Here is a 26445-nt window from a genome sequence, read left to right on the forward strand (position 1 = left end):
TCGGACCTTCGAATGGCCCTTGAAACTATCCGGCACAGAAGCCCTCGTCTGCTTGGTCTTGCGGCCAGCCACCTGCAGAACCTGCGCCGTCGTGATTTTTTGGCGGGAGATGCGCTGATCGACGGACACTGGGTTGCGAGCGCCCAACGAGACGTGGTGGTCGATCCCGCGACCGGGGAGGAAATCGCCGATGTGGCTCGTTGCTCTCCTTCGGATATGAGTCTTGCGATCGCGGCAGCTGATCAATCGTTTGCTGCCTGGCGAAGACTGTTGCCAGCAAGGCGTGGGGCGATCCTCAGGTCCTGGGCGTCATTGATGCTTGATCATTCGGAAGAACTCGCGGTTCTGGTGACGAGCGAGCAGGGCAAGCCACTCCAAGAGGCACGCCAGGAAATTGCATATGGCGCTGGATTTCTCGATTGGTTCGCCGCAGAAGGGGAGCGCGCATACGGAGAGACAATACCCAGCCATAAGCTCGGAAGTCTGCTTCAGGTGCGAATGCAGCCGATCGGTGTGACTGCGGCGATTACTCCGTGGAATTTTCCTGTCGCGATGATCACGCGAAAAGCGGGGGCCGCCCTTGCGGCCGGTTGCCCGATCATCGTGAAGCCTGCACCTGAGGCGCCGCTGTCAGCTCTTGCGGTGGCCAGGCTGGCCCAAGAGGCCGGCGTCCCGCGCGGCGTGTTCCAAGTGTTGGTTGGTCACCCGATCGAACTTTCGACGCCGCTGCTGCGCGATACAAGGATACGCGCCCTTTCATTCACTGGTTCTACCGAGGTCGGTCGTCTCCTCCTTGAGGGCGCCGCCGACACGATCAAGAAGATCTCGCTGGAGCTGGGGGGGCATGCCCCTTTCATCATCTTTGATGATGCTGATCTTGAGAAGGCCGTCAAGGGCGCGATGGCCGCAAAGTTTGCGACGTCAGGCCAGGACTGCCTTGCCGCTAACCGCATCTATGTTCAAGCAGGCATGTACAGGGCCTTCGTCGAGGCTTTTGTTCCGGCGATGGCTCAACTGAAGGTCGGGCATGGTCTCGAAACTGCAACAGACGTCGGACCGATGACCAAATTGTCGGTCGCCAACAAGTGCAGAGCTCAGATCGATGATGCACTGAAAAAGGGCGCCCGCATTGTTTGTACTCATCAAGGCTCAAGTTTAGGTCCGAACTTCGTTGCGCCAACGCTTCTGAGCGATGTCACTGAAGACATGCTCATTGCGCGTGAGGAAACGTTTGGGCCGGTAGCTGCCGTACTTTCGTTCGAGTCTGAGGAAGAGGTCATCGCTCGAGCCAATGCCAACGAGATGGGGCTGGCTGGGTACATCTATACGGACAATCTACGTCGAGCGCTCCGGCTTTCTGAGCAGATCGAGTGCGGCATGCTCGGTATCAATACGGCCTCATTTACGGGGCCTCCGATTCCATTTGGGGGGTGGAAGCAGTCAGGCCTCGGCCGCGAGGGCTCGCGACACGGCTTGGCGGAATACATGGAACTCAAATACGTCTGCTTCGGCGATTTGGTAGCCTAGGAGAACTGAAATGATTGACATAAAAGCCATCGCTGAACGAGATCGCTCGAGTGTCCTGCATCCATTCACTCAGCTCAAGAAATACGCTACGGGAAACAGCGGTGATCCTACGATCGTCACAGGCGGCCAGGGCATTCGCATCCAGGATGCTGAGGGGCGCAGCTATATCGATGCCTTTGCCGGCCTCTACTGCGTCAACATCGGGTACGGACGGACCGAGGTAGCTGAGGCCATCGCGCGGCAGGCTTACAAACTGGCCTACTACCACACATATGCGGCTCACACGACGGAAGAGCTGGCAAGGCTGTCTGATCGTCTCGTGCGAATGGCACCGGGTAAGCCAAGCAAAGTGTTCTTCGGCTTGTCCGGATCGGACGCCAATGAAACCCAGGCCAAGCTCGTCTGGTACTACAATAACCTTCGTGGCCAGCCGAAGAAGAAAAAGATCATCTCGCGTGATCGCGGCTATCACGGCTGTTCGGTCGTTTCTGGCTCGATGACCGGCATGTCGTTCTACCACGACCATATGGATCTTCCCTTCCCAGGCATCGTGCACACCGGCGCACCGCACCATTATTGGGGCGCTGAACCAGGTGAGACGGAGGAGGCCTTTTCCCGCCGGCGTGCTGCCGAGCTCGAAGAGCTGATCCTGCGGGAGGAGCCCGACACAGTCGGCGCCTTCATCGCTGAACCGGTGTTGGGGACGGGCGGTATCACGCCGCCGCCGACGGACTACTGGCGCGAAATTCAGGCGGTGCTCCGGCGCTACGACGTGCTTCTGATCGCCGATGAGGTGATTTGTGGATTCGGACGAACCGGGGCGGACTTCGGCAGCACGCTCTACGAGATCGAGCCTGACCTCGTGACCGTCGCCAAAGGTCTGACCTCCGGCTACGTGCCGCTTTCGGCAGCCATCGTTGGTGAAAAGGTTTACGCGGTCATGGAGGAAGCTGCGGATCGAGTGGGAGCATTTTCGCATGGATACACCTATTCCGGACACCCGATTGCGGCCGCAGCTGCCAACGCGGTTCTTGATATCGTCGAAAGGGAACGACTAAGCGACCGCGCCAGGACCGTCGGCTCGCATTTCCAGAATAGGCTCAAGGAGCGGTTCGCGCAGCTCGAGATCGTAGGCGAAGTGCGAGGCGTAGGCTTGCTCGGCGCAATCGAGTTCGTTGCAGACCGCCAGACGAAACGGCGCTTTGATCCCAAGCTCAAGGTCGGTGCCCGGATCTCGAAAGCCGCCCGTGATCGAGGGCTTATTGCCCGCGCGATGCCGCACGGAGATATTCTTGGTTTCGCCCCACCCCTTGTTGTCTCTGAAGCCGAGATCGATGAAATCGTCGAACTCGCGCACGGAGCGACAAAGCAGGTGCTCGATGAGCTCTCGAAGGAGTCGGCGCTTGCCTGAAGGCTGATTCCAACGCCGCGGTAGGTCGTTGGGAGTTCTCGCGGAGCGTTTCGGTGAACGCTGGAGAATGGTCGCACACCGGAGGTGCTGCCGCTGCCGACGCCAGGACATTCTTCACCCGTGGAGTAAAGCTCGCCTGAAGAAAGGGAGCGAAAAGCGAAACCGGGGATTCTCAAAGAAGAGAATCGCATACGCGGCAGGATCGTAGTTGGCCGTCTCTTTGATGATGTCGAAAGATGTGGGAGCAGGCCGCGGTCAATCGTTTCGAACACGCGATCGCCATGGCTGCGATCTGCGGAAGGCCGCCTGACTAGTCCCGGAGATCGCTCCAAAACTGCGGAACTTCGTTGCAGTCCACCGCACAGCCGGTGTCGGGAGCGCACGCTGCCCGGACGGGCTGTCATCGGCCAATCAGACTTGGAGTTGGCCGCTCGCGCGCACGGTGCCTTGTCGCTGACAGACAGGCGCAGGAGCGCGATCCGTCTTCTTGTTCTCCGCCGGCGAGAAGCGAATGCTGGCGACGCAGCGTGTCACCGCACAGATCGCGAGATGAACATTGAACCTGTTCATGTACAGGTTTTTGTGTCGCGTCCGGCGAAAGCAGGTCCCAACCCAGCATCTTCACGACGATCGTGCAGAGTTGCGTTAGTGTCTCTCCGTTACAAGTCGCTGGAAGGCTCGACTACGCGCCCCAACCCTTCAGAACGCCAGTGAATTCTGCTATTGTCGTGGCGTGGAGAAGCATCATCAGCAGAGCGACCACAACCGCAATGAAAGCCAGATTGGGTTCATAGATCCATTCGATCGCCGGAGGCTCTTCTGCCGTCTCGGATGCAGAGCCGCCGGACAGGCGGAGCTTCGAAATCCCGCGAATGACCAACGAGTCAATAATGGCGGCGAGAGCCGCATATCCCAAGTGCGAGATGAAATTCTGAAAACTGGGCTTATGGGGCGAATGGCCGGAGGGCCACACGTCAAAAATCAAGTCTGCCAGAATATCCTTGGGATACCCATAGAACAAATGCGTCAGCCAATAAGACAAGGCTATCAAGAGCAGAGAGGTACCCCAAACAATCAGTAACGCAGCAACGGCCCCTCGACGGCGACTCTGCAAATCAGCTCTGACCGGCATTATCCCCGCCAGAACGAAGCCGGCCAGAAGAAAACTCAATACACAGATCACGGAAAAGATCACCGCGGACAGGTAACTTTCGGTCGACACGCCGCCAGAGAAACGTGTGATCACGTAATATTCAAGCGGAATGACCAACCAAATCAACTTGGGCACCCACCGGCGAAGCCCGTAATCGGCCACCAGCAGGTTGACCGGGAAATGCGACCACGAGAGCAGTTCGGCATATCCTCTGGAGATCGTCGCGACAGGACTCATTGTCCATCCCAGTTGATAACCTGGTTAATCAACTCAACAACCCTGCGGCCACGAAGTCTCTTCAGAACAACCGATGTGGTTCTCGGCTTCCAAACCGTGGCAGCTTCGATGGCATTGGACTCGGCGTCGGAGAACCAGCCCTGTGCCCGGACCGGTCCTGTAGGCAGAGGTGGACTAAAGCTGACGCAAGCCATTCCAGATGTCTCACGGTACGCAAATTCCGACGAAAGTCCCTGGTACCGGCTGGTGAGTTCTGGCTTCGGAGCGGCACTTGCTGGAGGCACGATGGTGCTCGCGACCTCATAGTCCGTCGGCGTATCCTCTCTTCTTACTGTCTGGAAGACATAGTGCCCCAGTAGGCTGGCATCGTCCGTTCGGATGCCTCTAGCACAATCGCGGGTTTCCGGATTCTGCATTTTGAAGTGGAAATAATCGTGCAGCGGACGTTCCTGCTCGCGGCTTCTATCCGCGGCGTGATAGTCGATGTATCTGTTGAGTTCAACGAAACGGTCATCGCGATTAAATGAGAGCAACTGGTTTCCGCCAGAGCAGCGCGAGACGATTGAGGGCCGGTAGACATAAACCTTGTTTGCACGAGGCGCGGCGGCTGCAGTAGTCTGCGTCCGAATGTGCCATACGCCCTCGTCACCGTCCCCGGGCGGGGGCCCTGGCGGCGAGTAAATGAACCTGCTGTTGACCGCATAGTGCAGTTTGCCGCTTCCTACGAGGCGCGCGACGACCTGTCCGTCGGAACCTATGTAGGCATAATAAAGACCTGATGTTTGCAATCGCGGACAAAGCTGATCAGCGTCAACCGATTGCGCGTGAACTTGGGCAGGCAGTCCAAGAATACAAGCCGACAGAGCAAAAATAAGCCTTGACCCGATCATAGAGCCTCCATTCCTACTTCTCAGCCGTTTCGCCGGGAACTACGTCGACAAAACCATCGGCCGCTTTTTCAGCGAGATCACGCAGGTCAGTCCGGAATCCGGTCACCGCGTCTGTCGCCCGTTTCACTGCTGCCTCGATCAGGCTGCGAGTGTCACTCGAGGCTGCGGCCAGTTGCGAGTTCCGTATTGCGACCGCCGAGATGAAGCTGCCGATATCGGAATAAGGGGTGGCCGGCTTGCCGTCGATGCTGTTGACAACGAATCGCCCGAGCGCTCGATAGGCTTCAAACTGAGTTTCCCCGAACCATTGGTCGATCGTCGGTTCGTGAGGAAATTGAGTGTTCTTGATCGCGTAGCTTCGAACAGGCGCCGGTTCGATTCCCTGAAAATCCGGTTTCAGGTAGAGGAGAAGCCCGGCTCCGCCTTCACGATAAGAAATGTCTGCAACTGCGCAGTAGGATCCGCTCGCGGTCGGAGGATTCGTACGCTTGACTATTTTAAGAGACTGGAAATCGATTTCGGCGTCAAGGTCGATCGAGATTCTCCGCAAGGCATTGCCCAAGTCTTCAAATGCACAATTGGGATCTGCTCCTGCGTCGCTGACAACAATCAGACGGCATCTGCGGCGCACCATCTCATAAAGACCGAGATTATCAAAGTGACCACCATCGGACAGATTGACGTAAGCCTTGCCTTCGTCAGTGAGCCCGAGCGCCTCTTCGAACATCGGCTTGGCCGCAAGCACGGGACCGCGATGCTCGAACGTGTGGTTCCCGGCCGGACCAGGATTGCCCAGCCATGCGCCCAGCCGCACATTGAAGAACGTCAGCAAAAAACTGAGGCCGAGGGACGAATGATAGCCCATGTTAGGGCTCGCGGCCGCGCCTGAGATCGTCATCGCAGTGCCGAGATCCATTGGACCCCCGTACTTCTCGGCAGATCGGTAATAACCTCTCGCCCATCGCAAATCAGTTGCCGGCGGCTCCGCGGGATCCCTCAGATCACCGCAGCCAACGGACAGGGGCGTCGCTGTAAAAGACAACGCCTTTCGTTCGCGCCAGGCGAGTTCACGGGTGGCGACAACGTTGAGCGCCATGTTGATCACGTGCAAATGCGGCGGCTTGCCTTTGCCTTTTACTGCAGGCCATAGTTCGTTCAGCCGGATGTTGTCCCATTGGTCGAAATCAGTGAAATGATTTGGACTTCGATCGGCCTTCGATGCGCCAAGGAAAGCTCGGATAAGGCGGTTGCGATAGATGCCGTGCAGGGAAAACCGGTTTGTGTTGATCGCCCATGATGCGACAACAGCGAGCCCAAACGCCGCGGCAAAAAATGTCATCAGCTGGTTCAGCGACTTGCTTTCGAGCGGTGCTGCGAAACTGATGAATTGGCCATCGTGGATTGTTGCGTCGACGATTGCCGAGAGTGTGCTGACGAGCACTCCAAAAAACAGCGGAACCGAAACCGCCAGAATCAGGGCCGCTGATCTGTCCTTGATGGTCGCATAGCCCTTCTTGATAACTGCTGCCGTCGATGAAGCCTTCCCAATCAGGCTCGCAACAAGACCTGCACCTCCACCCCCAACCGCTAAAGTCGTGATGGTAGGCAACTTCCCACCATCGCTGTTAAGAAAATGCAGGATCACGTAAGCGCCGCCGAAAATCAGCGGCATCGCGATCGCCCAGCCCGCAGCGGCCCGTCCGTGATACCCGGCAGCGCGCGCCAGCCACTCCCGTTCGGCGTCCCCCCATCGCACATAGCTCGTAACACCGCAGTACAGCAGTTCGCCGACAAACGACGCCCCTACGAAGAGCGGTGGCCCAAGGCAAATCAGTACGAACGGCACGAAGGACAGATGGCTGACCGACATCTGTGATGATACGACGGCACCGACCATGACAGCCAGAATGTACCCCGTCAGGGCACCGGACGCCGCGAAGGCTGCAATTATTGCACACGAATGTATCGCGGACAGCGTGCGAATATTTTCAAATGTCGAAGTGTCATCTCTGTGCCTGGGCCGTGTGAAGGACAATGCCAGCACGGCCGCGATCAGAAATACGCTACCGCCGATCATGGTCACGGCAGCAGTTCCGTTAATCGCAGATTCTGACGAAAACTGATAAAACTTCAGTGCAGCAATGCTGATGAGGCTTCCGCCTATCAGGACTGGAAGCATCTCATACCAGATAAAGCGCTGCCGGCCAGACGACTCGTCGCCCCACCCTGGACGTTGCTGGACAGAGTCCAGCACGGCGGCTCCGATCATGGCAATTCCGAAGACGCCGATAGCGGCGATCCAGGAGGGGCTGTCGCGTGGAATGATCAGGCAGAGTTGGACTAACAGCTTTACTCCGACAATGCCGGCAATCAATGCGGGGATCAGAATAAGCCAGTTCAGCAGCAGGTTCCGCACGAACAGCGCAAAGAGAGTAAGTGTGTCGGTGGACAGAAGGCCGGCCCGCGGCGTCAAATAACTTGTATATCGGCGCAGATGCTGCAGCGGTGAAATCCTCGCCCTGGCCGGCAAGCCGCCCCGGAGTTCAGCCTCGACCTCATCATAACCAGCGCGCTGTACCCAGGCAGTCAATAACGAGCCGACATAACCGCCCCCGGAGACGGTGGACAGGTAATCGAACTTCGAAAGGATCCTGCGGTCGGCAAGTCCCTGAATAACGCCCAGCGCAAATGCAGCACTGCGAATGCCCCCACCCGACAGACACAACGCGGAGAGGTCCGGCAGTTTCTGGACGCCATCTTGATAGGCTTTGACCTTATCCGTGGTCGAGCCTGCGGTGGAGATTTCCGCCATTGGGTCCGGGGTTAGACCCCGCCGGCTGTGAATCGCCTTCAGTTCATCCAGCAGTACATCGCCAACGTCCGGAATTGCCGGGGCTTCCTTGCGTGGAGTTGCGCAATGAACGGTCATCCACTATCGCCCGTCTTGGCTCGCAAGGAATGCGAAAGCACATCCCCGCTGATAAAATATCGTCTGGTTCAAATAAACTGATTTCAAAGCCCGCGGTGTAAATCTGCCATAGCTAGCAATTGACTGCAATCTTTAGTTGCGACTGGCCTGCATTACTTGGTCCATTCCGTACTGTTCGCAGCCTGCTCTTTGCCGGCTCTTCGTTCGGTGTCGTCCTCGAGTGAGCCGAAAGTGAAGCAGTCTGCATTTTCAGGCAGCGTGATCGTTCGTTTCAATCTGCTCGCCCGGTCCGAACGAGATCCTGAAGCCGCGACGAATTTGAGGTCGCCCCTGCGGGAGGGGAAAGGCCCTCACCAGATTTTCTTGACCGTCTGCTCTCACACCCAGTCATGGCCAATCCAGTTTTCCAATGGCGAACCGCGCATGACATTCGCCCAAGGAACGCCTTGCGACGGACGCGTCCCGGATGGATCACGAATGTCGAGCCGTCGTACGTCATGCGGCCCGGACGGCTTCCGAACTGGTCGTCGCCGTTCAGAAGATATGGTCGTTAAAGGCGCCCGGCGGCGGACCGTCCGGATTCCTCGAGCGCCGCCAGCGGAAGCGGGTCAGTGTAAGCGCGTCGAGCCGTCCAGGCCTCGGTAGCCGAGTTCATCGGCTGCCGCCTGGCCGATTTCAGGGCAGAGGCTTCGAGCCGTTCGACCAAACGATTTTCGATCCTCCGCATTTCTGTATCCATCACAGGCTTGCAAAGGCAAACCTCTCATCGGCGTGCTCCACGCCGGGAGGTCCCGGTGCCCCTGGCGGCACGCCTGAATCAATCCGGCCACGCCGCCAGCAACGCGCCGCCCACTGACAACGCTTCATTGAAGCATCGGTAGTCCGTGTGAATCGCGCAGTCGGCCGAGTTCATGGTCGACCAGGACGGTAGAGGTAACGCTGACCGCTTCAGCGCACAAAAGCTGCGAATGCTCCCGCTCACGCGCAGAATTTGGAAGTTGGGAGGGGCCGGATTGATGAACCCCGACTTCGGTACCTAGGTAACGTTTTGTCAGACATCGAGGGGGGCCTCGAGTCGTTCCGTCAAGCACAGTCCGTCGCAGTGAGATCAGCAGCGACGGATCTTTGGGGCACGGGACCCACGTTTTTCGAACCTGGAGGGTCATCGATGAAACTGACGAAGGGTATTGTCCTCTGTTCTGCTGCAATGTTTGGCGCTGGAGCGCAGGCCGCCGATCTTCCCGTGAAGGCCAAAGCGGTCGAGTACGTGAAGACGTGCTCCCTGTATGGAGCCGGCTTCTACTATATTCCTGGCACCGATACTTGCATCAAGCTCGGCGGGTATCTGCGTGTCCAGGTGGGGCTGGCCACCAACGCGCTCTATGATGCGGCCAATAGCGGAGTGGCCGGCGCGCAAAATCGTCTACGCAATTACTACAGCACGGGCTCGCGTGAAGATCTGACCATCGACACGCGCACGCAGACAGACTACGGCGTGGTCCGCACATTCTTCGATAGCGTATTCACCTGGAACGCGGGTGGCTATGCCGGTGCCGGTACTGCTGCAGTGAATGGTTCGACCGCTTACAGTGGAGCTACCGTCGCTGGTGGTACGTTGGGTGTCTACTACGCCTTCATTCAGTTCGCCGGCTTCACGATCGGCAAGGCGCAGTCACAATTCTCCGCTCCGTGGGCCAACTATCCCGGCAACAATTTTGACGGCTTGCCGGGCGGCGGCGGCTGGGACCCGGTCAACCAGTTCACCTATACTGCAGACTTCGGCCAAGGCATCACCGCCTCGTTTTCGGCCCAGGACCAAGTTCAGCATGACACAACCAACATCTGGAACGTGAGTGCGGCAACCGCAGCGGGTCTTGCGACCGGCGCGTATGGTGGGAACGATATCGCCGGTACGGCGTCTCCGGATTTCATTGCCATGCTTCGCGTCGACCAGGCCTGGGGCCTCTTCCAGGCGGCGGTCGCCGCGCACGACAATCACGCCGCCTACTACGGCGCCGATGAAACGACAGGGCATCCCGCCGACAAATGGGGCTGGGCTGGCCAGCTGGCACTGTCGATCAAGAACATCCCGACTGGTCCGGGTGACACGATCAACTTGACAGGTGTTTATACGAACGGCGCAAGCCGCTACAACTTCCAGGACTATACGTCGACCACCTACGCGATGTACGGCGGTACGGGCCTTGCGGGTGCTTATCAGACCGTCGGACTTGGTAGTCTCTCTGACGCCGTGTTCGTCGCGGGCTCCGGCCAGGAGTTGACCACGACCTACGGCTTCCGGGGCGGCTACACCCACAACTGGGATCCGCACTGGGCCACCAGCGTCTACGGTGCGTGGGCCGCTGTGCGATATAACAACACAGCCAAAGGCTATATCTGCGGCGCGTTCGTCGCAACGCTTGCGCTATCAAGCGGCGCTGCCGGCTGCAACCCGGACTTCAACTATTCGGTTGTCGGCATGACGACTGGCTGGACTCCCGTCAAGAACCTGACGTTCTCGGCCGACGTGGCCTACTCGATGCTCGACCAGAAGTATGCGGGCGGAAGCACGGTTACTCTGCCGGTGCAGTCAGGTATCGCCAAACCAGGTACTGTGTATGAGCTGAAGGACCAGAACAGCCTCACGCTTCTGCTCCGCGCTCAGCGCAACTGGTAAGTGTCAAGTCACACCAGCGAAGGAGAAGACGAAACGGCTCTGTTTTGATCCGGGTTAACCTCCAGGAAGGCCTCCGGCATGCCCGCCGGGGGCCTTCATATTTTGATTGTGCGCCATACCAGGCGAACCGGCCGGTCCGCTGTCGCGGCGGCGATTTCTGAAGGCCGCTGCTGTCCGAAGTCATTGCGCCGTCCGGGAAGTGCGCCCCGATGCGGAAATTACAAATCTGCTCAACGGCGAAAGACTGCTGTTCTGTTCTGCAGCGCGCCATCTGGAGCCGTTCCGCGCTGTCGGACATTCATCACATGATCGCTCACCGGATTTCGAAATATGCTGTCGAGCAGGAGACGCAATCGGCAAATGGTCGCCTGAATGCGCTCCGGCGTCGGTGCGGGTGGAGGCGGCCACATCGTGACGCTGATCGGCAGGATCGAGAAGATGCCTGTTGGCAAGATCACTCCTTCGATCGATCGGCATAAGCTCGAGTGCTCTGTCGTCGAGCAAATGATCAAATCTTTGAAACGGCGAGACCAAGCGAAACCGGACCAGGTCGCCAACTGGGGCGCCGGCTGCTTTGTGCGACGGTCCTCACTCCCCGGATACTTCACGCCGGCGGCCTGTGCCGCCTGCCTCTCGCAACGGACGATCGGCTGCGCTACCCCGACCAGCTTCGCCGATCGTCCGTCGCACCACTTGGCGTACAAAACTCCACGACTCTTGCCGCTGCCGGATGAAAACGCAGTGGCAGGTCAGTACGAGCCGACTTCTTTCGCCATGGTGTTGAAGTTTCGTAGCCACAGCTATGCTGCGAGCTTCCGAAAGAACGCTGCAGCAACACGGCTCCGATGAGGCTCACTCAGTTCGCTAAATCCCCCGCCCGTTTCGAACTCGCAAAACCAGAACTCGGAGCCGGTCCATAGCCAGTCAACGCACAGGTATGTCGTTTCCAGGTGTTCTGCGAGAGCTCGGGAGCCTTCCAGTATCGCATCCGGCGTGGCGCACAATTCTCCTTCCTTCAAGGGTTCGCGCCTGCGGCACGCGACAATCTCGCAGCGGTCGAGATAAACGCGATACTCGGCTTCGATCGAAATGCAGGGCTGAATGATATGCAATCGCCCTGGAAACGGAGGGTTTTCAATGTACTTCTGCAGCCCGGCCCGGTCGTTTATCGTTCTCTTCCCCAGCCCCGATGTCAGATCGCGTGGCCGGATGAACATTGGATAGGAGCCTACGGTCTGCTCGGCAAAGTCCAGTTGTGAACGAGTGGAGCACTCCGCCCCGAGCAGTGCCGTAGTCAATGCGTGCAGCCCAAGTTTCCGCGCGATATCAACTCCGCGAAACTTGTCTTTACAGACCATCGGGAACTTTGCCGTATAATTAAGCAGTCGTACGTTCGTCGAATTCGCGATCAGTCGATAAAGCGATTCCTGCTTTCTTTCCCTTTGCAGATCGGGGTGTATCAGACCGACGTAGGCGGCTCCATCCTGGGTCAGTATGTTCCCGAATTCACCATGCCAGGCGATGGGAGCTTCGCCGCTCGCGATGTACATATCCTCCAGATGGATCAACCGGAATTTGTAGCCCAGAGCTTCTGTATACGTGGCGTACAGACCGTTGTAGACATCAAGGGATGTCCTGATGACTTCATCCATTGTCTGTGGATATCCGTCGAATGAATCGATCCAATAGAAGTTTTTCATCTGGTTCGTTTCGAAAAGAACGGAGTCTCGACGCCGGGCGTCACCCAGATCGACTTCGGGAAAGACCACAGGAGCCGACAGGCAGTGGAAATCTATATGGTGTAAACCGGCCTGTCATGGCGGTGATCTTGAAATCCGTTCCAGAAATCGCGCAGGGCGTACCAATACCCGTAAATGTCGGACTTCTTGGCATTCTCGCCAGCTCTTAAAAGCGAGAGCAGCAAGCCGGCATTCTCGGCCGGCTCGTGAGCGTCGGCACTGTCCCTTGCGCGGCGCCAGCATCCCTCCAGCGTATCGATGAAGAAGCGATCGCTTCGAAGATAATCCAGGCTGTAAATGTTTCCGTCAACGCTGGAGAGTGTGCTCTCAATGTCGGCTTTCTCTCCCTTCTTTATCACAACGGTGTAGGGAAAGGAGATGTGAAAAAGCGGAACTATCTGTCTCGCGTTGAAAAAGCCCACTGCCGCGCGAAGCGGTCCCTGGGCCGGATGAAAGAAGTCGTCGATTACGATGTAACCCCCGTCCGAAACCCGATCATAGAGCGCGTCCAGCACCGGTCGAACACTTGTATAAAGATCGCAATCAATGTGGACGAACGCAAACGTCGCCTGAGAGGAAATCCGGGGAAGCGTGTCGTCGAAAAAACCGGGAACAATCTCAACGACGTCCTGGAGCCCAAAACTCCCGATCCTTTTTTCGAGGCGCTCTTTCCATTGTGTAACAGGGCGTCCGTCAGGGGGACCGTAGTCGCCTTTTCGAAACACCGGATTGTCCAGCTCGGGGTGAAGTGCCGGCAGGCCGGTGAAGCTGTCCAGGCAATACATCTTCCGCCGATGTTCGCGTGCCCGCAGGCCGAGGAAGAGTGACATTCCACCCATTCCAACGCCTAGATCGATGAAGTCACCCTCGATCTGCCTGATGTTCTCTTCGATCAATCGTCCGTACAGCCATTGCCCCCAGGGGAACGGGGGAAACATGCTGTAGCGGGCGAGCAAGCGAATATCGCTACCCAGCTGTCCTGGCAATTCGGAGAATTCGAAGAGATCGAACGGAAAGTAATTGTGCCGTTTCGTAAGCGCCATTGCGATCTCCAACCTCTAAGAGAGCTTTGCCCATCCGGCGGGCAGGATCCATGCCGCGGGATCGCCACTGCCGCGCGCTGAACTTGATCAGCATGTCTCGGCGCGGGCCAGCCAGAACGCCAGCGTGCAGCGTCGTCCGGCCATGACCGGCATTACCTCGTGCTCCAGTTCGGCATCTGTCACCAGGACCGTAAAGTCGTGCAGGAACAGCGCGGGACGGTCAGGTGGGTAGATGGCGAACCCGCCGCCTGCCTCGGCGGGATTGAGCTGGACGATTACCGCTGCCAGATACCGTTTGCTGGATTCGCTGTCACGATGCCGGCCGATGAATTCGCCCTCGGCCAGGACATGCGCCTGCATGCGGCGCACGACGACTGGCTCGCTGGCGAGTATCTTCTCATACAGCGCCAGCTTGCCGGGTGCCGCGACAATGGCGAGCAGCGCATCAACCAGCACCGCGTCGGTCGCGCGCGGCCTGTCGCCATCGATGAGCAAGCGGTGCACGCGTACGGATACAGCCTCGTCCGTGTCGCCGGTGGAGACGACGACGAAGCGATCGGGATCATTCATGGCAAGATGGCGGATGCGGGCTCGTTCCTCCGGGGAGAACGGGCAGTCATGCGAACCGAACGCCAGGTAGCCGGTCTGCCTGAACTGATTGGCGAGCGATTCTTCGATTACTTCGCGCATCATCCACCCCCTGGTCCATCGCGCTGCGGTTCACGTCTATTCCGTGGTCTTGTGCGTCCCGGCCGCGATACTCGCCGCCCAGTTCCTCCCATCGAATTCGACGTATTCGAGCACGACATCGGGCGGGAATTCGACGCAGCGGGCATTGACGCTGCGAAACCCCGTCGGATGCGATCGGGGCTGATAAAACGGCTTGATGCCGCAGCGGACACAAAACGTATGAACGGCGAGGAATTCACCGAAGCGATACTGTTTCAGGTATTCCTGCCCCCGGTGAAGCCGGAAATGCTCCTCACGTACCATCAGCTCCCTATGGCCTGATTTGTGGCAGATACTGCAATTGCAAAGGGTGATAGTCAGGTTTCTTGTAGCTGCAGCCGAAAACGCTACGCCTCCGCAGTGGCAGCTGCCGTGGTACCAGAAGCGCCGGACGCCCGTCTCGTCCACGAATTCGGCTGGCAGGTCGATCAATTGCAGTCTCCGTCGTAACGAGGCAAGTTCGCCTTACAACTGCTCGCGCCGGATGAGACGAAGGGCGAGCCGAAGATGAAACGCCAGATACGACGTCTCCATTGGATCTGCGCGCCCGGTGTCGGCGCGATGTGCTGAATGGAGTGCGAAGGCGGGCAGCGCTGGCTGGCGATGATGGACCGCATGATAGTTCGCGTGCCATTGGAAGAACCGGACGACGGCGTTCGAGCGGATGTTGCGCGCCCGGGGCCACGGCTTTCCCTCTTCGGCCAGGTCGAAATGTTCGGCCAGACTGAAGAACAGCGCGAACGCCGGATAGAACAGCAGCGGCAGCCAATAGACGATGAACATGGTCCGTGTCTGCCAAACCGTCGCCGCTCCGCAGGCCGCCAGCCAGAGCGAGATGGCAAGATTGTCGCGTCGGGCGGCACGTGCCCAGCGCCTGCTATTGATGCCTGCCGGAAATTCGCCCCTCCAGGTCAGGACCATGCGGCGGAAGATCGCCCCCCAGAAGCCCAGCCCCGACTGAGCATGAAGATAGCCAGATAAATTCGCGAACCGGATCTGCGGCTCGGAATCTCCCTCAGTCGCCGAAAAGCGATGGTGTATCAGATGCTGGCGACGATAGATCGTGAAGTTCACCAGAATTGGCATGCACCAGAGGGCACCGGCAACGCGATCCCACCGGCCTGCGCCGAAGTGGGTCTGGTGAATGCAGTCATGCCCGGCGTTGAGACAGCCGGACAGGATGAAGGCGCAGCCGAGGACGGGCACTGCCGCCCACGGGCGAGGCGAGATTACCAGCGCTGCCGAAGCAAGAATCGCGTAGGCAGCCAGGATCACCGTTGCCCGCGCCAAGGTCCGCACTGGGCTCGGCAGCGGTGTTCGCGGATTCAAATCGCGCGCCGAAGCTGTTCCGGAAGCGAAGCTCATGCCGCGACATCCAGCTCGTGCCGGAGCATTTCGAGCAGACGCTGCTCCATCGCACGCGCCTCATTGCTGCCTTTGGCGATGACAAGCGCCTCAAAGGTATGCGTGTTCACATCGTCGCACGCCAGCACGACAATACCGCAACGATTGCCGGCACTGAAAGCAAGGCCGCTTCGTTCGAGCAGGGCCACAAGTCGTCCGAAACCAGGTGACGGCACGTCGCGGAACGAGGCTGCGACATGCGATGCGGTGAAGCCGGAGCCGAGCAGCCGGCTTGCGACTTCGTGAAGAACAGTGCCGCCCCCCCAGCGGGCGTTGGCCTCGTTGAACAGCAACTGGTTGTCGGAGGTGATGATCGCGTCAATATTGATGTGGCCCCGATAGCCCATCATCGCGGCAAGCTGCAGCAATCGGCCGCAATGCAGGGTTGCCTCCGCCAGCCGCGCAGGCGGCAAGACGGCAGGCAATTGAAGGCCTACCCAGAACAGGCTGGTGGCCGCCGGGTCAGCGCTGCGGCGCAGGCGGATTGAGCCGGAGTTGAGAAACTCGGCCTGTCCGTCAGGCCTGATCAGAAACTCGAGATAGAACATGGCGTCGGCCCGGTGATAGGCCTCGACAACGAGCGGACCGGAATTGCGTCCTTGCAAAGTCTGCCATAGCGCAGAGAGCATCTCCGTTCGGTCGTCCCTGTTTGTGACCGGGAGCCGAATCGACCGGAAGGCGCCGGGGAACGGGCCGGTTTCCAGTTCGCTCAGCACAATGTTGCCGGTTCCGCCCGCGCCATTGTCGAGCTTCACCATCACATTCCCCGTCAGGGGCAAAAGCGCATCGATGACACGCTTGAGATCTGACTCCCCGGTTACGATCGCGCCCTCTGGTATCGGCAACCCAGTGCCGACCGCGAACTGGCGAAAATGGCTTTTTCGGTTGAGCAGGTCGGTACCAAAATGTGCGGCATGGCGTCGGGCGATCGCCTGACCGCCCGAAGCGCCCAGGCGCAACTCCTCCTGCAATCGGGCGGTGCCGGCCGTCTGATAGCAAGCGAGCATCGACCATTCTTCAGGTGCGCCGATCGCACGACGAAGTGCCTGGATCGTCCGTTGATCCAGCAGGACTTCGTCGTTCAGAACGACACTGGCCGCGCCCGTCTCGGGTGTTACGAACCGGACGGGCGCTTTCCCGTCCTGTGTCTGCCAACCGAGGATCCTGGCCATATAGGACAGAAAATCGTCGCCGGGTCGCTTGGTTGCCACCACAACATCGCCCGGACGCGCGAGCCAGACGTTCCGCGTTGCCGCTTGTGCCGCGAACAGCGCCTGCTGCTGGTCAAGCCGCTGACCGAGCATCTGCTCGGTCGCATTATTCATGATGATGATAGTCGGCATCCCTGATGCCCTGCGGTTAGGCGGGGACCGGCGAAGCTGCCACGAGACCGGCACACCATTCGTGGTTCATGGCGTAAGCACTGAGGCATTTCTCAAGGAAGCCCGCTTCCTCATCAGGCTTGATCAGTTTCTCGATCATTCTGCCGGTCATTGCCACGTGGACGGCCTCGCCGCTGCTGTCGTTTCCGATGTGAGCTTCGAAATAGTCCAGCCCTCTTGAAGCGTCCGCACCGAACAGCAACTGAATTGTTTCATGCAGCGCCGTGATCATTGCGAAGGCATGCCGCTCGAAAGCGAGCATATGGGCGATATTACGGTTTCCGTCCGGATCGGACAGTCCGTCGTAGAGCCGGTCCAGATAGTCGGCCGTCCTTCGGTTGGGCAGGGCTTCCGTGAAACCGGCTCCGATCAGTTTCCGCACGTCACTGATCAGCATCGCCGAGTGAAAATTGCGATTCACTTCGGTCAGGTCCAGCAGTCCATTCGGCCCGTTGCGCATGACGAGCTCATGCCCGCCAAATTCGTCCCACGTCAGGAACGCTCCGACCGCAGCGCTGGTCTGAATGTTGTCCTTCCATGCGGGGTGACTAAGGCCTCCGCGGTAGGCCCGGTAAATTGCGCCGCTCTGAATATAAGGGAAGGCAACAGACATCGCCGCATATTGCCCCATGAGCGCGCCGAAACTCTCCCGGTCTATGCCGCTGCCGAAGGGGTGGTCAGGGTACAAAGCCGAGATCGACCTATCCAGCCGGCGCAGGAAGCCGTCCGCATCGATGTTGGTCAGGACATCAGGAGCTCGCATCTTTCACCTTTGAAAATAACTAACCCGGTCAATCCCTGTGGAGCCCCGTGTCATGCCGACTCCGCTTCGACCTTTGGCCGGAACTGGGCGTGAATCTCGCGTTCAGCGCCCAGGGCGTGCGCATGACGCACCCAGCTGACAACTATCCACTTGAACCCGCTCGTGATGGGCAGGCAGGCGTGCCAAGCCTCAGGCCCGTTCTGCCAGACGACCGCACTGCCCACCGGCAGGTTGCGAAACACCTCACCACTGTCGAACGCCAATTCGCCGCCACCGTAGCCGCCGTTGAGGAAATAAACGATCGAGTGCGAGCGGTGCGGGCCATCAAGGTGACGTTCGCTGCCGTTTCCCGGCGGGTAGCAGACAATCTCCATCGGCTCGACGCGCTCCCGGGCGATGGCCGTCTTTTCATGCCGACCGATCAGCCCGCACGTGAGCCCGGCGAGATCTTCATCGACCCATTTGCAGTTGTAAGCCTCGCGGACCTTGGGATCGTAGACGCGTTCTCCCTTGGTCCAGAACATCGCTGGGCTCAGTCGTCCCGACATTTCCGCAATCAATTGTGCACAGCGTTGTGGCGGCAGGACCTCCGGGAATAAAACTGGCGCGCTCAAAGACATATCTCTTCCTCCCGCCATTGCCGGAGCCAAAGCATGCAATTATCCGGTACGTAATGTACGATGCGGCACACACCTGCATGAAGCTTGGCGGGTCCGCATCGCTCTCCCCAAAACTTGGATCGGGCTTGCTCGCAGCGATCATTGTCAGCGGTCCCGTTCACCGGGAAACTGCTCTTCCACCCCGGTTCAAGCACTGCGACGATGCCGTCCCGGGGCTTCGCGTTTGCAAACCATCGGGATGCAGACAACGTTCCTTGGCGAAGGCTGCAATTGACCTTCCCATTGCTCAAGTCTGCCTTGAGGCGTCCGCCCGATGACACGCCAGAGCGTGCTTGCGGGGCGCGGCTTTCGGCCGCGCCTCCATTGCCATTGCTGTCAGCCGTGCTCCGAGGCGTGATACTTGCTCGCTTCCTTTTCGTGATCTTGAGCGAGTATCAGTTCACCACGCGCGACGAGCGCATGGTGTGCAGCCTTTTCGCCATTTCCGGCATCGTAACACTTGGCTGCATCACGATATTGTTTGGCTGCAAGTTCAAGGTGCTCTCCGGCCATATTGAGATGCTCAGCACCCAGGTTCTTTGCTCCGATGCTCATTTAAAATCTCCATTATGAACTGATCGCAAACGCGGCAACAATCCGAGGACCGGCGATTCCACGTGCTGGCGGCCCGCAACTTCCTTCGACAAGTCCGTGCTGTTGAAGACGACGCACCTCAACCGAAGATTGCTTACAACTCCAAGAAACGTCACTTGATATATTCAATTTAACGACGAGCATCTCCGATGGTCAAGAGCGCTGCCATCGTGTCGTTACAGGGATCGCCGAGGGCAGTCGCGGGTCGGTGCCGGTCGTCTCCGGCGGGCGTCTGCCGGCGCTGCCCGCCTGCCGCATAGGACCACTGGAAAACAGCGCACGCCAATTGTACAAGGCAAATTCAAAAAGCACAGTGGCATTGAAGCTGCGACGGTTGCCGCGGGCTTGCATTCAAGGACCGCGTGTTGCGTTCTCCAAAATCTTTCACACGCATGTGACAAGACGAGAAAACGCCGTTCTGTCCGTATCGGACGAAGGACTGGCTCTCAGCGCACGCCCTGAAGCCGGGAAATCATGGAAAGACTCTCCGAATATCGACAGATGAAGCCGCGGCCTGGAGACGGCGATATAGGCGAGTTCGCGAACGTCGGCCATGCCGCGCCAAGCGGCATGCCTTTCAAGCTCCCTGAAATCACGCACATGCTCACCGCAGTCCCCGCGAACAGCGCAGCCTGCCTGCCGAGCGTCGGGACAAGGTCGTCGGCGGCCACCAGAAGGGCGATCTTCTCCGGATGAACCTCGTCTTCCGCCGGTCAGTGACTGCAACTTTGCCGTGACGTTCAAAGCGATGCTTTCTGCCGTGCAGGCATGCCATTCAACCATGGGCCCTCGGGCCGTCAGCGGCGATCTCGAAGCCGCGGTAAAAGCGCCGGGCAGCGCCGTGTACATGCTGCGTGTTGGCCGCGACGTGTCTGGAGGCTCATCGCAAAAGGGTGCTTCGATGCGCGGTTTTGGTTTTGGGCTGAGCTGATTGAAGAGCGCTTTGAAAAAGCGGTACGCACGAGATATATCAGATGGAATGCAATCCACGGGGGTTGCCGTCTTCGCACCCACGCGGCGTGGAATAGTGGAACTCCCCTTGAAGGAGCAGGGCCCGGCCGGGGAGCCCGCGCTCGAACGCGGGCCCGCCGGGAAGAGAAAAGCGCGCTGTGCCGCTCTTTGGGCGCTCAAGTACGCCCGACCGGACGACATTCCGCTTAATCGCACATATCGGCTGGATCACGCCGCTTTCCGGCTCTCCAGGCGCCAATGGGCTTCGAGCTTGTCACAAAGCTGCTTTTGGCGAGCGGCAACGACGGCAGGAGTCCAATCGTTGTGTTCGAGAACCTGTGTCGTGAGCACGAACGGCGATACGCCGTCCTTTGCGAAGTAGGCCTTCTTCTTGCGATCGAATTCCCAATTGCTCGCCGAGGCGTTTTTCTTTCTTGTCAGGAGGGCCAGGTTTCCCAGCGAGTGAACGACTTCGAGCCGCTTCTGCGCGTCCGGAAACCACTCGGCCCATTTGCTGTCCGCCTTGAGATTCTGCGGCAGCACGTGCTCGACGGTGATGGTGTCGTAGTCGTAACTTGCGCCACCCCCGGACATGAGCGCATCGAGACGAAGCAATACTGCGGATCGTGCGCGGGCCGCCAGAGTATCGTATAGGGGGCCGCTCAGAACCTTGTATGTTGCCGCCTGCTCAGCCTGCGAAAGCTGCAATGCGGACTTCGTGCCGCTCAGATCGTCGCCGTTCTCGATATCCCTGGTGAGCCGTGAGAATTTCTCGATGCGGTCATTGATGCTGCTCTTGCGGATCAACATGGAGTACGCAAGGCGCTCCAGATCGCGGAAGAACGTCTCCATCTTCCTGGGCTGGCTGCGGTGGCGCACCGCGAAGGCGAGGGCGGGCGGCAGCCAATCGTTAAATTCGAGACGATTCAGCCATTTCAGATGCTCATTGACGATTTCCGCCTTTTCCGAACTGACGTAAGCGGAATCGGTCAACTCGGCAAAAACGTCGCCGATGGGGACGATGACTTCATCGATCAGTTGCCTGGGCTTGTAAGCCTGCGCAACGTGTTCACGGAACTCCTTGAGGACGGTGCCTTTTGGTTTCGCTTTGCGATAGATCATGCGGATGAGGCTCAGAAGCTCGCTGAACTGATCGCGCCCCAGAGACTCTTCCAAATCTTCCCACTTCCTGGTGTAGGCGTCGCGCTGGCTGTCTTCGATCGCGCCGACGATCTCGGCCTTCAGGATATCGCCCGGTGCGAGCGGCAGGCCACGGCTGTTCAGTATCGAGAAAATGCGATAAGCGGAGTCAAGGTCCGGGGTCGAGACCACGACGAGGAAGCATCGTGTGACCATGAACTGAGCGAGAGTCAGGCGCGCCGCGACTGTCATTTCCTTCAGCCGTTCATCAAAATAAAGGGCGTTCCGGCGGAGGTTCTGGCGACTGTCGGAGTTTTGTTCGCCAAGGGCGACGAGACTGGTGAACCCTCCTTCGCGTTGAACGTAAGTTTGAAAGAATTCGAGGTCTCGGGACCGCAGAGCCAGACGAAATCGATCCTGTGTTCCCAGGATCTGACTGCCTTTTTCATAGATCAACTGCGTTATGTCGCGGCCCTCGTCCGCAGACAGGTTTGCCCGGATCGCTGAAAGAAGGAGCGTAATTGTGGTCAGTCTCTGCTGACCGTCCACCACCTGGCAGTCGGGAACGGTCTCGGGCTTGATCAGGACGATGCTTCCCAGAAAATAGGGGGATTGCTCTTCGCCCGGGTCTTTGGCCCTGGCGGCGTCCCATAGGTCATCCAGAAGATCGCGCGCCTGCTCGACTGTCCATGCGTAGGGGCGCTGAAAACCAGGAATCTCAAAAACGTAGTCGCCACCGAAAATTTTCGAGATCGGCTGTTCGTGCGCTGAAAGTGGTGAAGCCATTATATCCTCTCTTTCTATAAGAGAACACATGGCATCCAACACCCGGGGTTGTCGAGACTCATTCCACGAGCCAACAGCCCCGGCATCTTCCGTAAGCGAACATGAGAAGGCGGCGTCCCGCGCGTGGCATGGCCCGAACCGGGCCTGGCATCCGTCTGCCGGTGACACTCGAGCAAAATTGGAAGAGGCGCGCGGCGCAAAAAGCGCATTACACTGGTAGGCGTAACGCACCTGCCTCGTGATCCCGACAGGCCGGAATGAGGAAAATACCGCGATGCCGCCCCGAAACGCGTCGAGGGACTTCGCCTGCGGCCATCGGAGCGATTGCCGCGGTTCGGCTTGAAGCGCCGCCACCTCCAGGTGCGGTCGTCACGATGGCTGACAACGGTTGAATTGTTTTACCGGGCACGCGTCACGCGTTTCTGCTTGTTTCTGCCGCCGGCCACGGCTGGCTCGGCTTCAAATGCCGACCGACGATCTCGTCAATGCGACGTCGATCCGCGTACGTAGCTCACGCAAACTCTCGAACGGACAGCGGCAAGGCTGGCCGATCTCTCGGATCGATGGCTCGCATGCGCTGGTAGTTCAAGGGCGATCCGCCTCGGTAAAACAACTTAGCCTGAATTGCTCTTTGCTCGGCCGATTTACATGCCTCGAAAGCTCAACTCAAAGACGATGACTTGGGTCACTCTTCGTCCATCCGAGGACAGAGAAGTTCTGTTGCCTGGCGGGAGTCGAAGGGACGCGGCTTCCTTGCGCCTGCCATGGCAGCCTGCCGAGAACGGCGCGTAGCAGGTCGAATTCGGCCGCGCGTTTCGTCCTCCTACTCCATGCTCAGTTCGTGGCGGCCGACGACCATCCAGTGGACTTCGTCGGGGCCATCAGTCATGCGCAACTGGCGGACATCCGTGTACATCTCGGCGAGCGGCGTCCAATTCGAGATGCCGGTTGCGCCGTGCATCTGGATCGCCTGATCGATGATTCGAGAGGCACGCTCCGGCACCATAGCATTGATCATGCTGACCCAGACCCGCGTTTCCTTGTTACCGAGCACATCCATGGCTTTCGCCGCCTTCAGGACCATCAGCCGCATGGCTTCGATTTCGCAGCGCGCCAGCGCGATCATTTGCAGATTGACGCCGAGACGGGCGATCTTCTTGCCGAAGGCCTCGCGGGTGAGGCCGCGTCGTACCATCATGTCGAGTGCCTTCTCCGCCTTGCCGATGATGCGCATGCAGTGATGGATGCGGCCCGGGCCGAGGCGTATTTGCGAGATCTCGAAGCCGCGGCCCTCTCCGAACAGGATGTTTTCCTTCGGCACCCGGACATTGTTAAAGCGCAGGTGCATGTGGCCGCGCGGTGCATGATCCTGCCCGAAAACGTGCATGGGCCCGATGATCTCGACGCCGGGCGTGTCCTTCGGCACCAGGATCTGCGACTGTTGCTTGCTCGGTGGTGCATCCGGACTAGTCTTCACCATCACGATCATGATCTTGCAGCGCGGGTCGCCCGCGCCGAAGATGAAGTATTTTTCGCCGTTGATCACCCACTCGTCACCGACAAGTTTGGCGGTTGTCGAGATGTTCTTGGCGTCAGATGAGGCCACGTTTGGCTCGGTCATGGCATAAGCCGAGCGGATTTGCCCGTTGAGCAGCGGCTTCAGCCACTTCTCCTTCTGCTCTGGTGTGCCAATGCGCTCCAGCACCTCCATGTTGCCGGTGTCGGGCGCCCCGCAGTTCATGGCCTCAGGTGCAAGTAGGTCCTTGCCAAGCTCGGCGGCGATGTAGGCGAAGTCCAAATTCTTCATTCCTTCGCCGGTGTGAGCATTGGGTAAGAAGAAGTTCCACAAGCCCTCCGCCTTGGCCTTTGACTTCGCCTTCTCGATCAATTCGAGATGCGCTGGGGTGAAGCTCCAGCGGTCGGCTTTGTTCTCGGGTAGCTTCTCGATCTCAGCCGAAATTGGTTGCACGGTTTCGCGGATGAACTTGCGCACGCGGTCACACAATGGCCGCACCTGCTCAGACATGCGAAGGTCGTTCAGTTCGTCCCCGGGGTTCAAGCTATAATTGGTGTGACGGACTGGTGCGGTGATGTTCATCATTCAGCTTCTTTCTGAATTGGGCCTGCCGCGAGGCGGGCATTTTTCATTCGGCAGGCTCCCGCCTGGAAAGCCTCCTATCAAAATTCATGGGAGTAGTCGAAACGACAGCTGATAGCTTGATCCCGTGATATCGCGGTCCGGAATATTCTGTCCCTCGCACCTCACGTTGACAGATGGCGTTCAATACCGGGTGCAAACTTGGTAGCAACGGACTAGCGTGGGTAAGCGTTCCACGGTGTATCCTAGTCGCTTCATGAACGTGCGTTTCGTGCTGAAGCCGCTAGGTATAGGGGGTGCACGAATATAGGACTCCCAGCGCGCTCGGTCAGGCGTGCATTGGGGAGCCTTCGTCGAAGGCGGTCCATTGATGCGCCATTGAGACCCAAGCCGATCGAATCGATCAAGGCTTGTATGCTTTGGCACACCATTGCGGTAGACGCGCCGCATCTTGTTCTGGCCGTGGCGTCAACCGCGCGCGGCTTCCTCAGGGATACTGCCCACCCTGGTAGGTTCCCGGCTCTTAGTTCTCATGTAAGTACATGGATGTGCTTGGGGCCATGCGTCGCGCAACACATCCTGACGCGGGTCCAGACCCGCGCGCATTCAATCGCTGGTCCACAGTCAGCGCAATCTGACGAAAGCCGCTTGTGCATGACCTCTCACTTGGAAAGGAAACACGATGGGCGAGGCAATTGGCGAGCCGGCCAACTTGCGAGCTTTCGCAGCGTTAGAATCGAACGTCCGCTTGTATTCTCGTTCGCTTCCAGATGTCTTCAGTCGGGCCCGCGGCTCTATTATGTTAACGGACGGTGGCCGAGAGGTCATTGACTTCCTCTCCGGTGCCGGAGCGCTGAACTATGGCCACAATAATCATGAGATCAAGGCGGCCATTGCGGAGTATCTAGCGTCGGATGCCGTTGTCCACGGGCTTGATATGGCTACTCCTGCAAAGCGCGAATTCATGGAGACGTTCGATTCTGTCATACTTCGCGAACGAGGTCTGCAGAACTATCGCTTTCAGTTCACAGGGCCAACTGGTGCCAATGCGGTTGAGGCGGCTTTAAAGCTCTCACGCAAAATCACCGGACGTCAGAACGTCATCTCATTCACGCATGGATATCATGGTCTCAGTTTAGGGGCGGCCGCGGCGACCGGTGGTCGTCTTTTTCGCGTAGCCAGTGGCGTGGCTTTGTCCGGTGCAACTTTCATGCCCTATGATGGTTATCTCGGGCCAGCGGTTGATACGTCCGACTACCTGCGGAAGGTATTGCTTGACGAGAGCAGCGGCGTCGATGCTCCAGCAGCCATTCTCGTTGAAACTGTCCAGGGAGAAGGGGGAATAAATGTAGCCGGCAAGGAATGGCTGCAATCACTTCAGGCCATAGCAAAGGACGTTGGTGCCCTTTTCATCGTAGACGATATCCAGATGGGGTGCGGCCGCACAGGCGAATTCTTTAGTTTCGAGTTCGCCGGGTTGTCGCCGGACATCGTTGTGCTGTCGAAGTCACTAAGTGGTTACGGCTTGCCATTGTCGATGCTATTGATCAAGGAGGAACGCGACGCATGGCGGCCAGGAGAACATACAGCTACGTTTCGGGGAAATAACCTTGCGCTTGTATCCGCTACCGCAGCTATCAACGTTTATTGGCGCAGCCGGACGTTTTCAGAAGGGGTCCAGCGCACTGGAGATCTTATGCGTCGCCGGCTTGATTCCATTGCATCCGAGCATGGAAACAGTTTTGCTGTTCGCGGACGAGGCATGGCACTGGGATTTGACTGCCAAATTGCTGAAATCGCGGATGCGACGGCACGCAAGGCATTTGAGAAGGGATTAGTTATCGAACGATGCGGCCCCAGTGATCAGGTCGTAAAGTTCCTGCCCGCGCTCACGATCGACCTGGAGACATTAAATCAAGGCATTGACATATTCGAAGTATCTCTGACCGAGACATTGGAGCAGGCCAGGGTCGTATGACTGACCGCAACAATCATCCGGACGGGCTCGGAGTCTGGAGCCAAGGCGCGACATCGGGCTGGTGAAAACGGCGTGCTCGGGGATGCTCAACCGATTGCAGTCTCGATCTGCGTTCGGCCGTGCGTATCCTCGTCGACGCGCTGAATCCTCCTGCGATCCGTGTAGCAGCAATGGTGTCGCGCGCCATGGAAAACTGCCCCTTCGGCGTCATGAGGAATTGCCCCCTCCTCGGATAGCCGATGAGAGAGCGAATGAACGAGGAACGAATCACTAGAGGCTCGCCGTGGAGCGATCCACGGGGGCAGGTGATGAAGACGCCGGATGACGTGGCGGAGATGTTGCGCCTGAGGGCGTG

Annotated in this window: 21 protein-coding genes; 6 read left to right on the top strand and 15 right to left on the bottom strand. The window is 58.6% G+C overall.

Features of this window, described 5'->3' with window-relative positions; genetic code table 11:
• The first annotated feature begins 48 nt into the window (after positions 1-48).
• Together AS156_RS12520 and AS156_RS12525 are read left to right on the top strand one after the other, a co-directional pair.
• The gene (locus tag AS156_RS12520; RefSeq protein ID WP_066504156.1) at positions 49-1527 is read left to right on the top strand and encodes an NAD-dependent succinate-semialdehyde dehydrogenase; all 1479 of its coding nucleotides are present in this window, start codon (positions 49-51) and stop codon (positions 1525-1527) included.
• Between the two features lie 10 nt (positions 1528-1537).
• Positions 1538-2938, top strand: a complete 1401-nt coding sequence (locus tag AS156_RS12525) for an aminotransferase (RefSeq protein WP_066504058.1) — start codon at positions 1538-1540, stop codon at positions 2936-2938.
• Positions 2939-3620: 682 nt separating this feature from the next.
• Here the strand turns inward: AS156_RS12525 and AS156_RS12530 are convergent.
• The 3 genes from AS156_RS12530 to AS156_RS12535 are packed head-to-tail and all read right to left on the bottom strand — an operon-like array spanning position 3621 to position 8147.
• Entirely contained in the window at positions 3621-4328 is a 708-nt protein-coding gene (locus AS156_RS12530) for a hypothetical protein (RefSeq protein ID WP_066504063.1), read from the bottom strand.
• Complete coding sequence (locus AS156_RS42000) at positions 4325-5218, bottom strand: hypothetical protein (RefSeq protein ID WP_136626179.1); 894 nt, start codon at positions 5216-5218, stop codon at positions 4325-4327. Before AS156_RS42000 ends, AS156_RS12530 begins: the two co-directional genes overlap by 4 nt.
• A gap of 13 nt (positions 5219-5231) precedes the next feature.
• Complete coding sequence (locus tag AS156_RS12535; protein WP_082747472.1) at positions 5232-8147, bottom strand: patatin-like phospholipase family protein; 2916 nt, start codon at positions 8145-8147, stop codon at positions 5232-5234.
• Positions 8148-9315: 1168 nt separating this feature from the next.
• On the opposite strand from AS156_RS12535, the gene AS156_RS12545 reads away from it, so the two are divergent.
• Together AS156_RS12545 and AS156_RS43715 are read left to right on the top strand one after the other, a co-directional pair.
• The gene (locus AS156_RS12545; protein WP_066504066.1) at positions 9316-10824 is read left to right on the top strand and encodes a porin; all 1509 of its coding nucleotides are present in this window, start codon (positions 9316-9318) and stop codon (positions 10822-10824) included.
• A 411-nt stretch (positions 10825-11235) separates the two neighbouring features.
• Positions 11236-11673, top strand: coding sequence for a hypothetical protein (locus tag AS156_RS43715; RefSeq protein ID WP_136626180.1), 438 nt, complete (start codon positions 11236-11238; stop codon positions 11671-11673).
• Here the strand turns inward: AS156_RS43715 and AS156_RS12550 are convergent.
• The 10 genes from AS156_RS12550 to AS156_RS42015 all read right to left on the bottom strand — a co-directional run bounded on the left by AS156_RS12550 (position 11625) and on the right by AS156_RS42015 (position 19808).
• Complete coding sequence (locus tag AS156_RS12550) at positions 11625-12524, bottom strand: ATP-grasp domain-containing protein (protein WP_136626181.1); 900 nt, start codon at positions 12522-12524, stop codon at positions 11625-11627. The two genes, AS156_RS43715 and AS156_RS12550, sit on opposite strands and share 49 nt — an antisense overlap.
• A 92-nt stretch (positions 12525-12616) precedes the next feature.
• Positions 12617-13606 carry a TylF/MycF/NovP-related O-methyltransferase gene (locus tag AS156_RS12555; protein WP_066504070.1) on the bottom strand — a complete coding sequence of 330 codons (990 nt, stop codon included), beginning with the start codon at positions 13604-13606 and terminating at the stop codon, positions 12617-12619.
• A gap of 87 nt (positions 13607-13693) precedes the next feature.
• Entirely contained in the window at positions 13694-14296 is a 603-nt protein-coding gene (locus AS156_RS12560; RefSeq protein ID WP_160331089.1) for a 2OG-Fe(II) oxygenase family protein, read from the bottom strand.
• Positions 14297-14332: 36 nt separating this feature from the next.
• Positions 14333-14767: a GFA family protein gene (locus AS156_RS12565; protein ID WP_201456033.1), complete on the bottom strand. Its 435-nt coding sequence runs from the start codon at positions 14765-14767 to the stop codon at positions 14333-14335.
• 33 nt (positions 14768-14800) lie between these two features.
• Positions 14801-15700, bottom strand: coding sequence for a fatty acid desaturase family protein (locus AS156_RS12570; protein ID WP_066504074.1), 900 nt, complete (start codon positions 15698-15700; stop codon positions 14801-14803).
• On the bottom strand, positions 15697-17082 hold the full coding sequence (locus tag AS156_RS40610) for a preATP grasp domain-containing protein (protein WP_082747473.1): 1386 nt from the start codon (positions 17080-17082) through the stop codon (positions 15697-15699). The genes AS156_RS12570 and AS156_RS40610 overlap by 4 nt, the downstream gene beginning before the upstream one ends.
• Positions 17083-17098: 16 nt before the next feature.
• The gene (locus AS156_RS12580; RefSeq protein WP_066504076.1) at positions 17099-17884 is read right to left on the bottom strand and encodes a hypothetical protein; all 786 of its coding nucleotides are present in this window, start codon (positions 17882-17884) and stop codon (positions 17099-17101) included.
• Positions 17885-17934: 50 nt separating this feature from the next.
• Positions 17935-18408 (bottom strand): 2OG-Fe(II) oxygenase, encoded by a 474-nt coding sequence (locus AS156_RS12585; RefSeq protein ID WP_066504078.1) that lies wholly within the window; start codon positions 18406-18408, stop codon positions 17935-17937.
• Positions 18409-18879: 471 nt separating this feature from the next.
• A complete protein-coding gene (locus AS156_RS42010) occupies positions 18880-19098 on the bottom strand; it encodes a hypothetical protein (RefSeq protein ID WP_076862101.1) in 219 nt (72 codons plus the stop codon).
• Positions 19099-19583: 485 nt separating this feature from the next.
• A complete protein-coding gene (locus tag AS156_RS42015; RefSeq protein WP_136626182.1) occupies positions 19584-19808 on the bottom strand; it encodes a hypothetical protein in 225 nt (74 codons plus the stop codon).
• Between the two features lie 62 nt (positions 19809-19870).
• On the opposite strand from AS156_RS42015, the gene AS156_RS42020 reads away from it, so the two are divergent.
• Positions 19871-20068 carry a hypothetical protein gene (locus AS156_RS42020; RefSeq protein ID WP_136626183.1) on the top strand — a complete coding sequence of 66 codons (198 nt, stop codon included), beginning with the start codon at positions 19871-19873 and terminating at the stop codon, positions 20066-20068.
• Between the two features lie 248 nt (positions 20069-20316).
• On the opposite strand, the gene AS156_RS12600 is transcribed toward AS156_RS42020, so the two are convergent.
• Positions 20317-22014 carry a DUF262 domain-containing protein gene (locus AS156_RS12600; protein ID WP_066504164.1) on the bottom strand — a complete coding sequence of 566 codons (1698 nt, stop codon included), beginning with the start codon at positions 22012-22014 and terminating at the stop codon, positions 20317-20319.
• An 823-nt stretch (positions 22015-22837) separates the two neighbouring features.
• The gene (locus tag AS156_RS12605) at positions 22838-24112 is read right to left on the bottom strand and encodes an acyl-CoA dehydrogenase family protein (RefSeq protein ID WP_201456034.1); all 1275 of its coding nucleotides are present in this window, start codon (positions 24110-24112) and stop codon (positions 22838-22840) included.
• A gap of 682 nt (positions 24113-24794) precedes the next feature.
• Here AS156_RS12605 and ectB point away from each other — a divergent pair.
• Positions 24795-26090 carry a diaminobutyrate--2-oxoglutarate transaminase gene (gene ectB, locus AS156_RS12610; protein ID WP_066504091.1) on the top strand — a complete coding sequence of 432 codons (1296 nt, stop codon included), beginning with the start codon at positions 24795-24797 and terminating at the stop codon, positions 26088-26090.
• Positions 26091-26445 lie beyond the last annotated feature (355 nt).

Origin of the sequence: Bradyrhizobium macuxiense (genome assembly GCF_001542415.1) — a bacterium.
Taxonomy (GTDB): domain Bacteria; phylum Pseudomonadota; class Alphaproteobacteria; order Rhizobiales; family Xanthobacteraceae; genus Bradyrhizobium; species Bradyrhizobium macuxiense.

Bases quoted from the DNA above. Each gene is read 5' to 3' on its own strand.
- AS156_RS12525 (WP_066504058.1), top strand. From the start codon at position 1,538: ATGATTGACATAAAAGCCATCGCTGAACGAGATCGCTCGAGTGTCCTG.
- AS156_RS12530 (WP_066504063.1), bottom strand. From the start codon at position 4,328: ATGAGTCCTGTCGCGACGATCTCCAGAGGATATGCCGAACTGCTCTCG.
- AS156_RS42000 (WP_136626179.1), bottom strand. From the start codon at position 5,218: ATGATCGGGTCAAGGCTTATTTTTGCTCTGTCGGCTTGTATTCTTGGA.
- AS156_RS12535 (WP_082747472.1), bottom strand. From the start codon at position 8,147: ATGACCGTTCATTGCGCAACTCCACGCAAGGAAGCCCCGGCAATTCCG.
- AS156_RS12545 (WP_066504066.1), top strand. From the start codon at position 9,316: ATGAAACTGACGAAGGGTATTGTCCTCTGTTCTGCTGCAATGTTTGGC.
- AS156_RS12550 (WP_136626181.1), bottom strand. From the start codon at position 12,524: ATGAAAAACTTCTATTGGATCGATTCATTCGACGGATATCCACAGACA.
- AS156_RS12555 (WP_066504070.1), bottom strand. From the start codon at position 13,606: ATGGCGCTTACGAAACGGCACAATTACTTTCCGTTCGATCTCTTCGAA.
- AS156_RS12560 (WP_160331089.1), bottom strand. From the start codon at position 14,296: ATGCGCGAAGTAATCGAAGAATCGCTCGCCAATCAGTTCAGGCAGACC.
- AS156_RS12570 (WP_066504074.1), bottom strand. From the start codon at position 15,700: ATGAGCTTCGCTTCCGGAACAGCTTCGGCGCGCGATTTGAATCCGCGA.
- AS156_RS40610 (WP_082747473.1), bottom strand. From the start codon at position 17,082: ATGCCGACTATCATCATCATGAATAATGCGACCGAGCAGATGCTCGGT.
- AS156_RS12580 (WP_066504076.1), bottom strand. From the start codon at position 17,884: ATGCGAGCTCCTGATGTCCTGACCAACATCGATGCGGACGGCTTCCTG.
- AS156_RS12585 (WP_066504078.1), bottom strand. From the start codon at position 18,408: ATGTTCTGGACCAAGGGAGAACGCGTCTACGATCCCAAGGTCCGCGAG.
- AS156_RS42010 (WP_076862101.1), bottom strand. From the start codon at position 19,098: ATGAGCATCGGAGCAAAGAACCTGGGTGCTGAGCATCTCAATATGGCC.
- AS156_RS12600 (WP_066504164.1), bottom strand. From the start codon at position 22,014: ATGGCTTCACCACTTTCAGCGCACGAACAGCCGATCTCGAAAATTTTC.
- AS156_RS12605 (WP_201456034.1), bottom strand. From the start codon at position 24,112: ATGAACATCACCGCACCAGTCCGTCACACCAATTATAGCTTGAACCCC.
- ectB (WP_066504091.1), top strand. From the start codon at position 24,795: ATGGGCGAGGCAATTGGCGAGCCGGCCAACTTGCGAGCTTTCGCAGCG.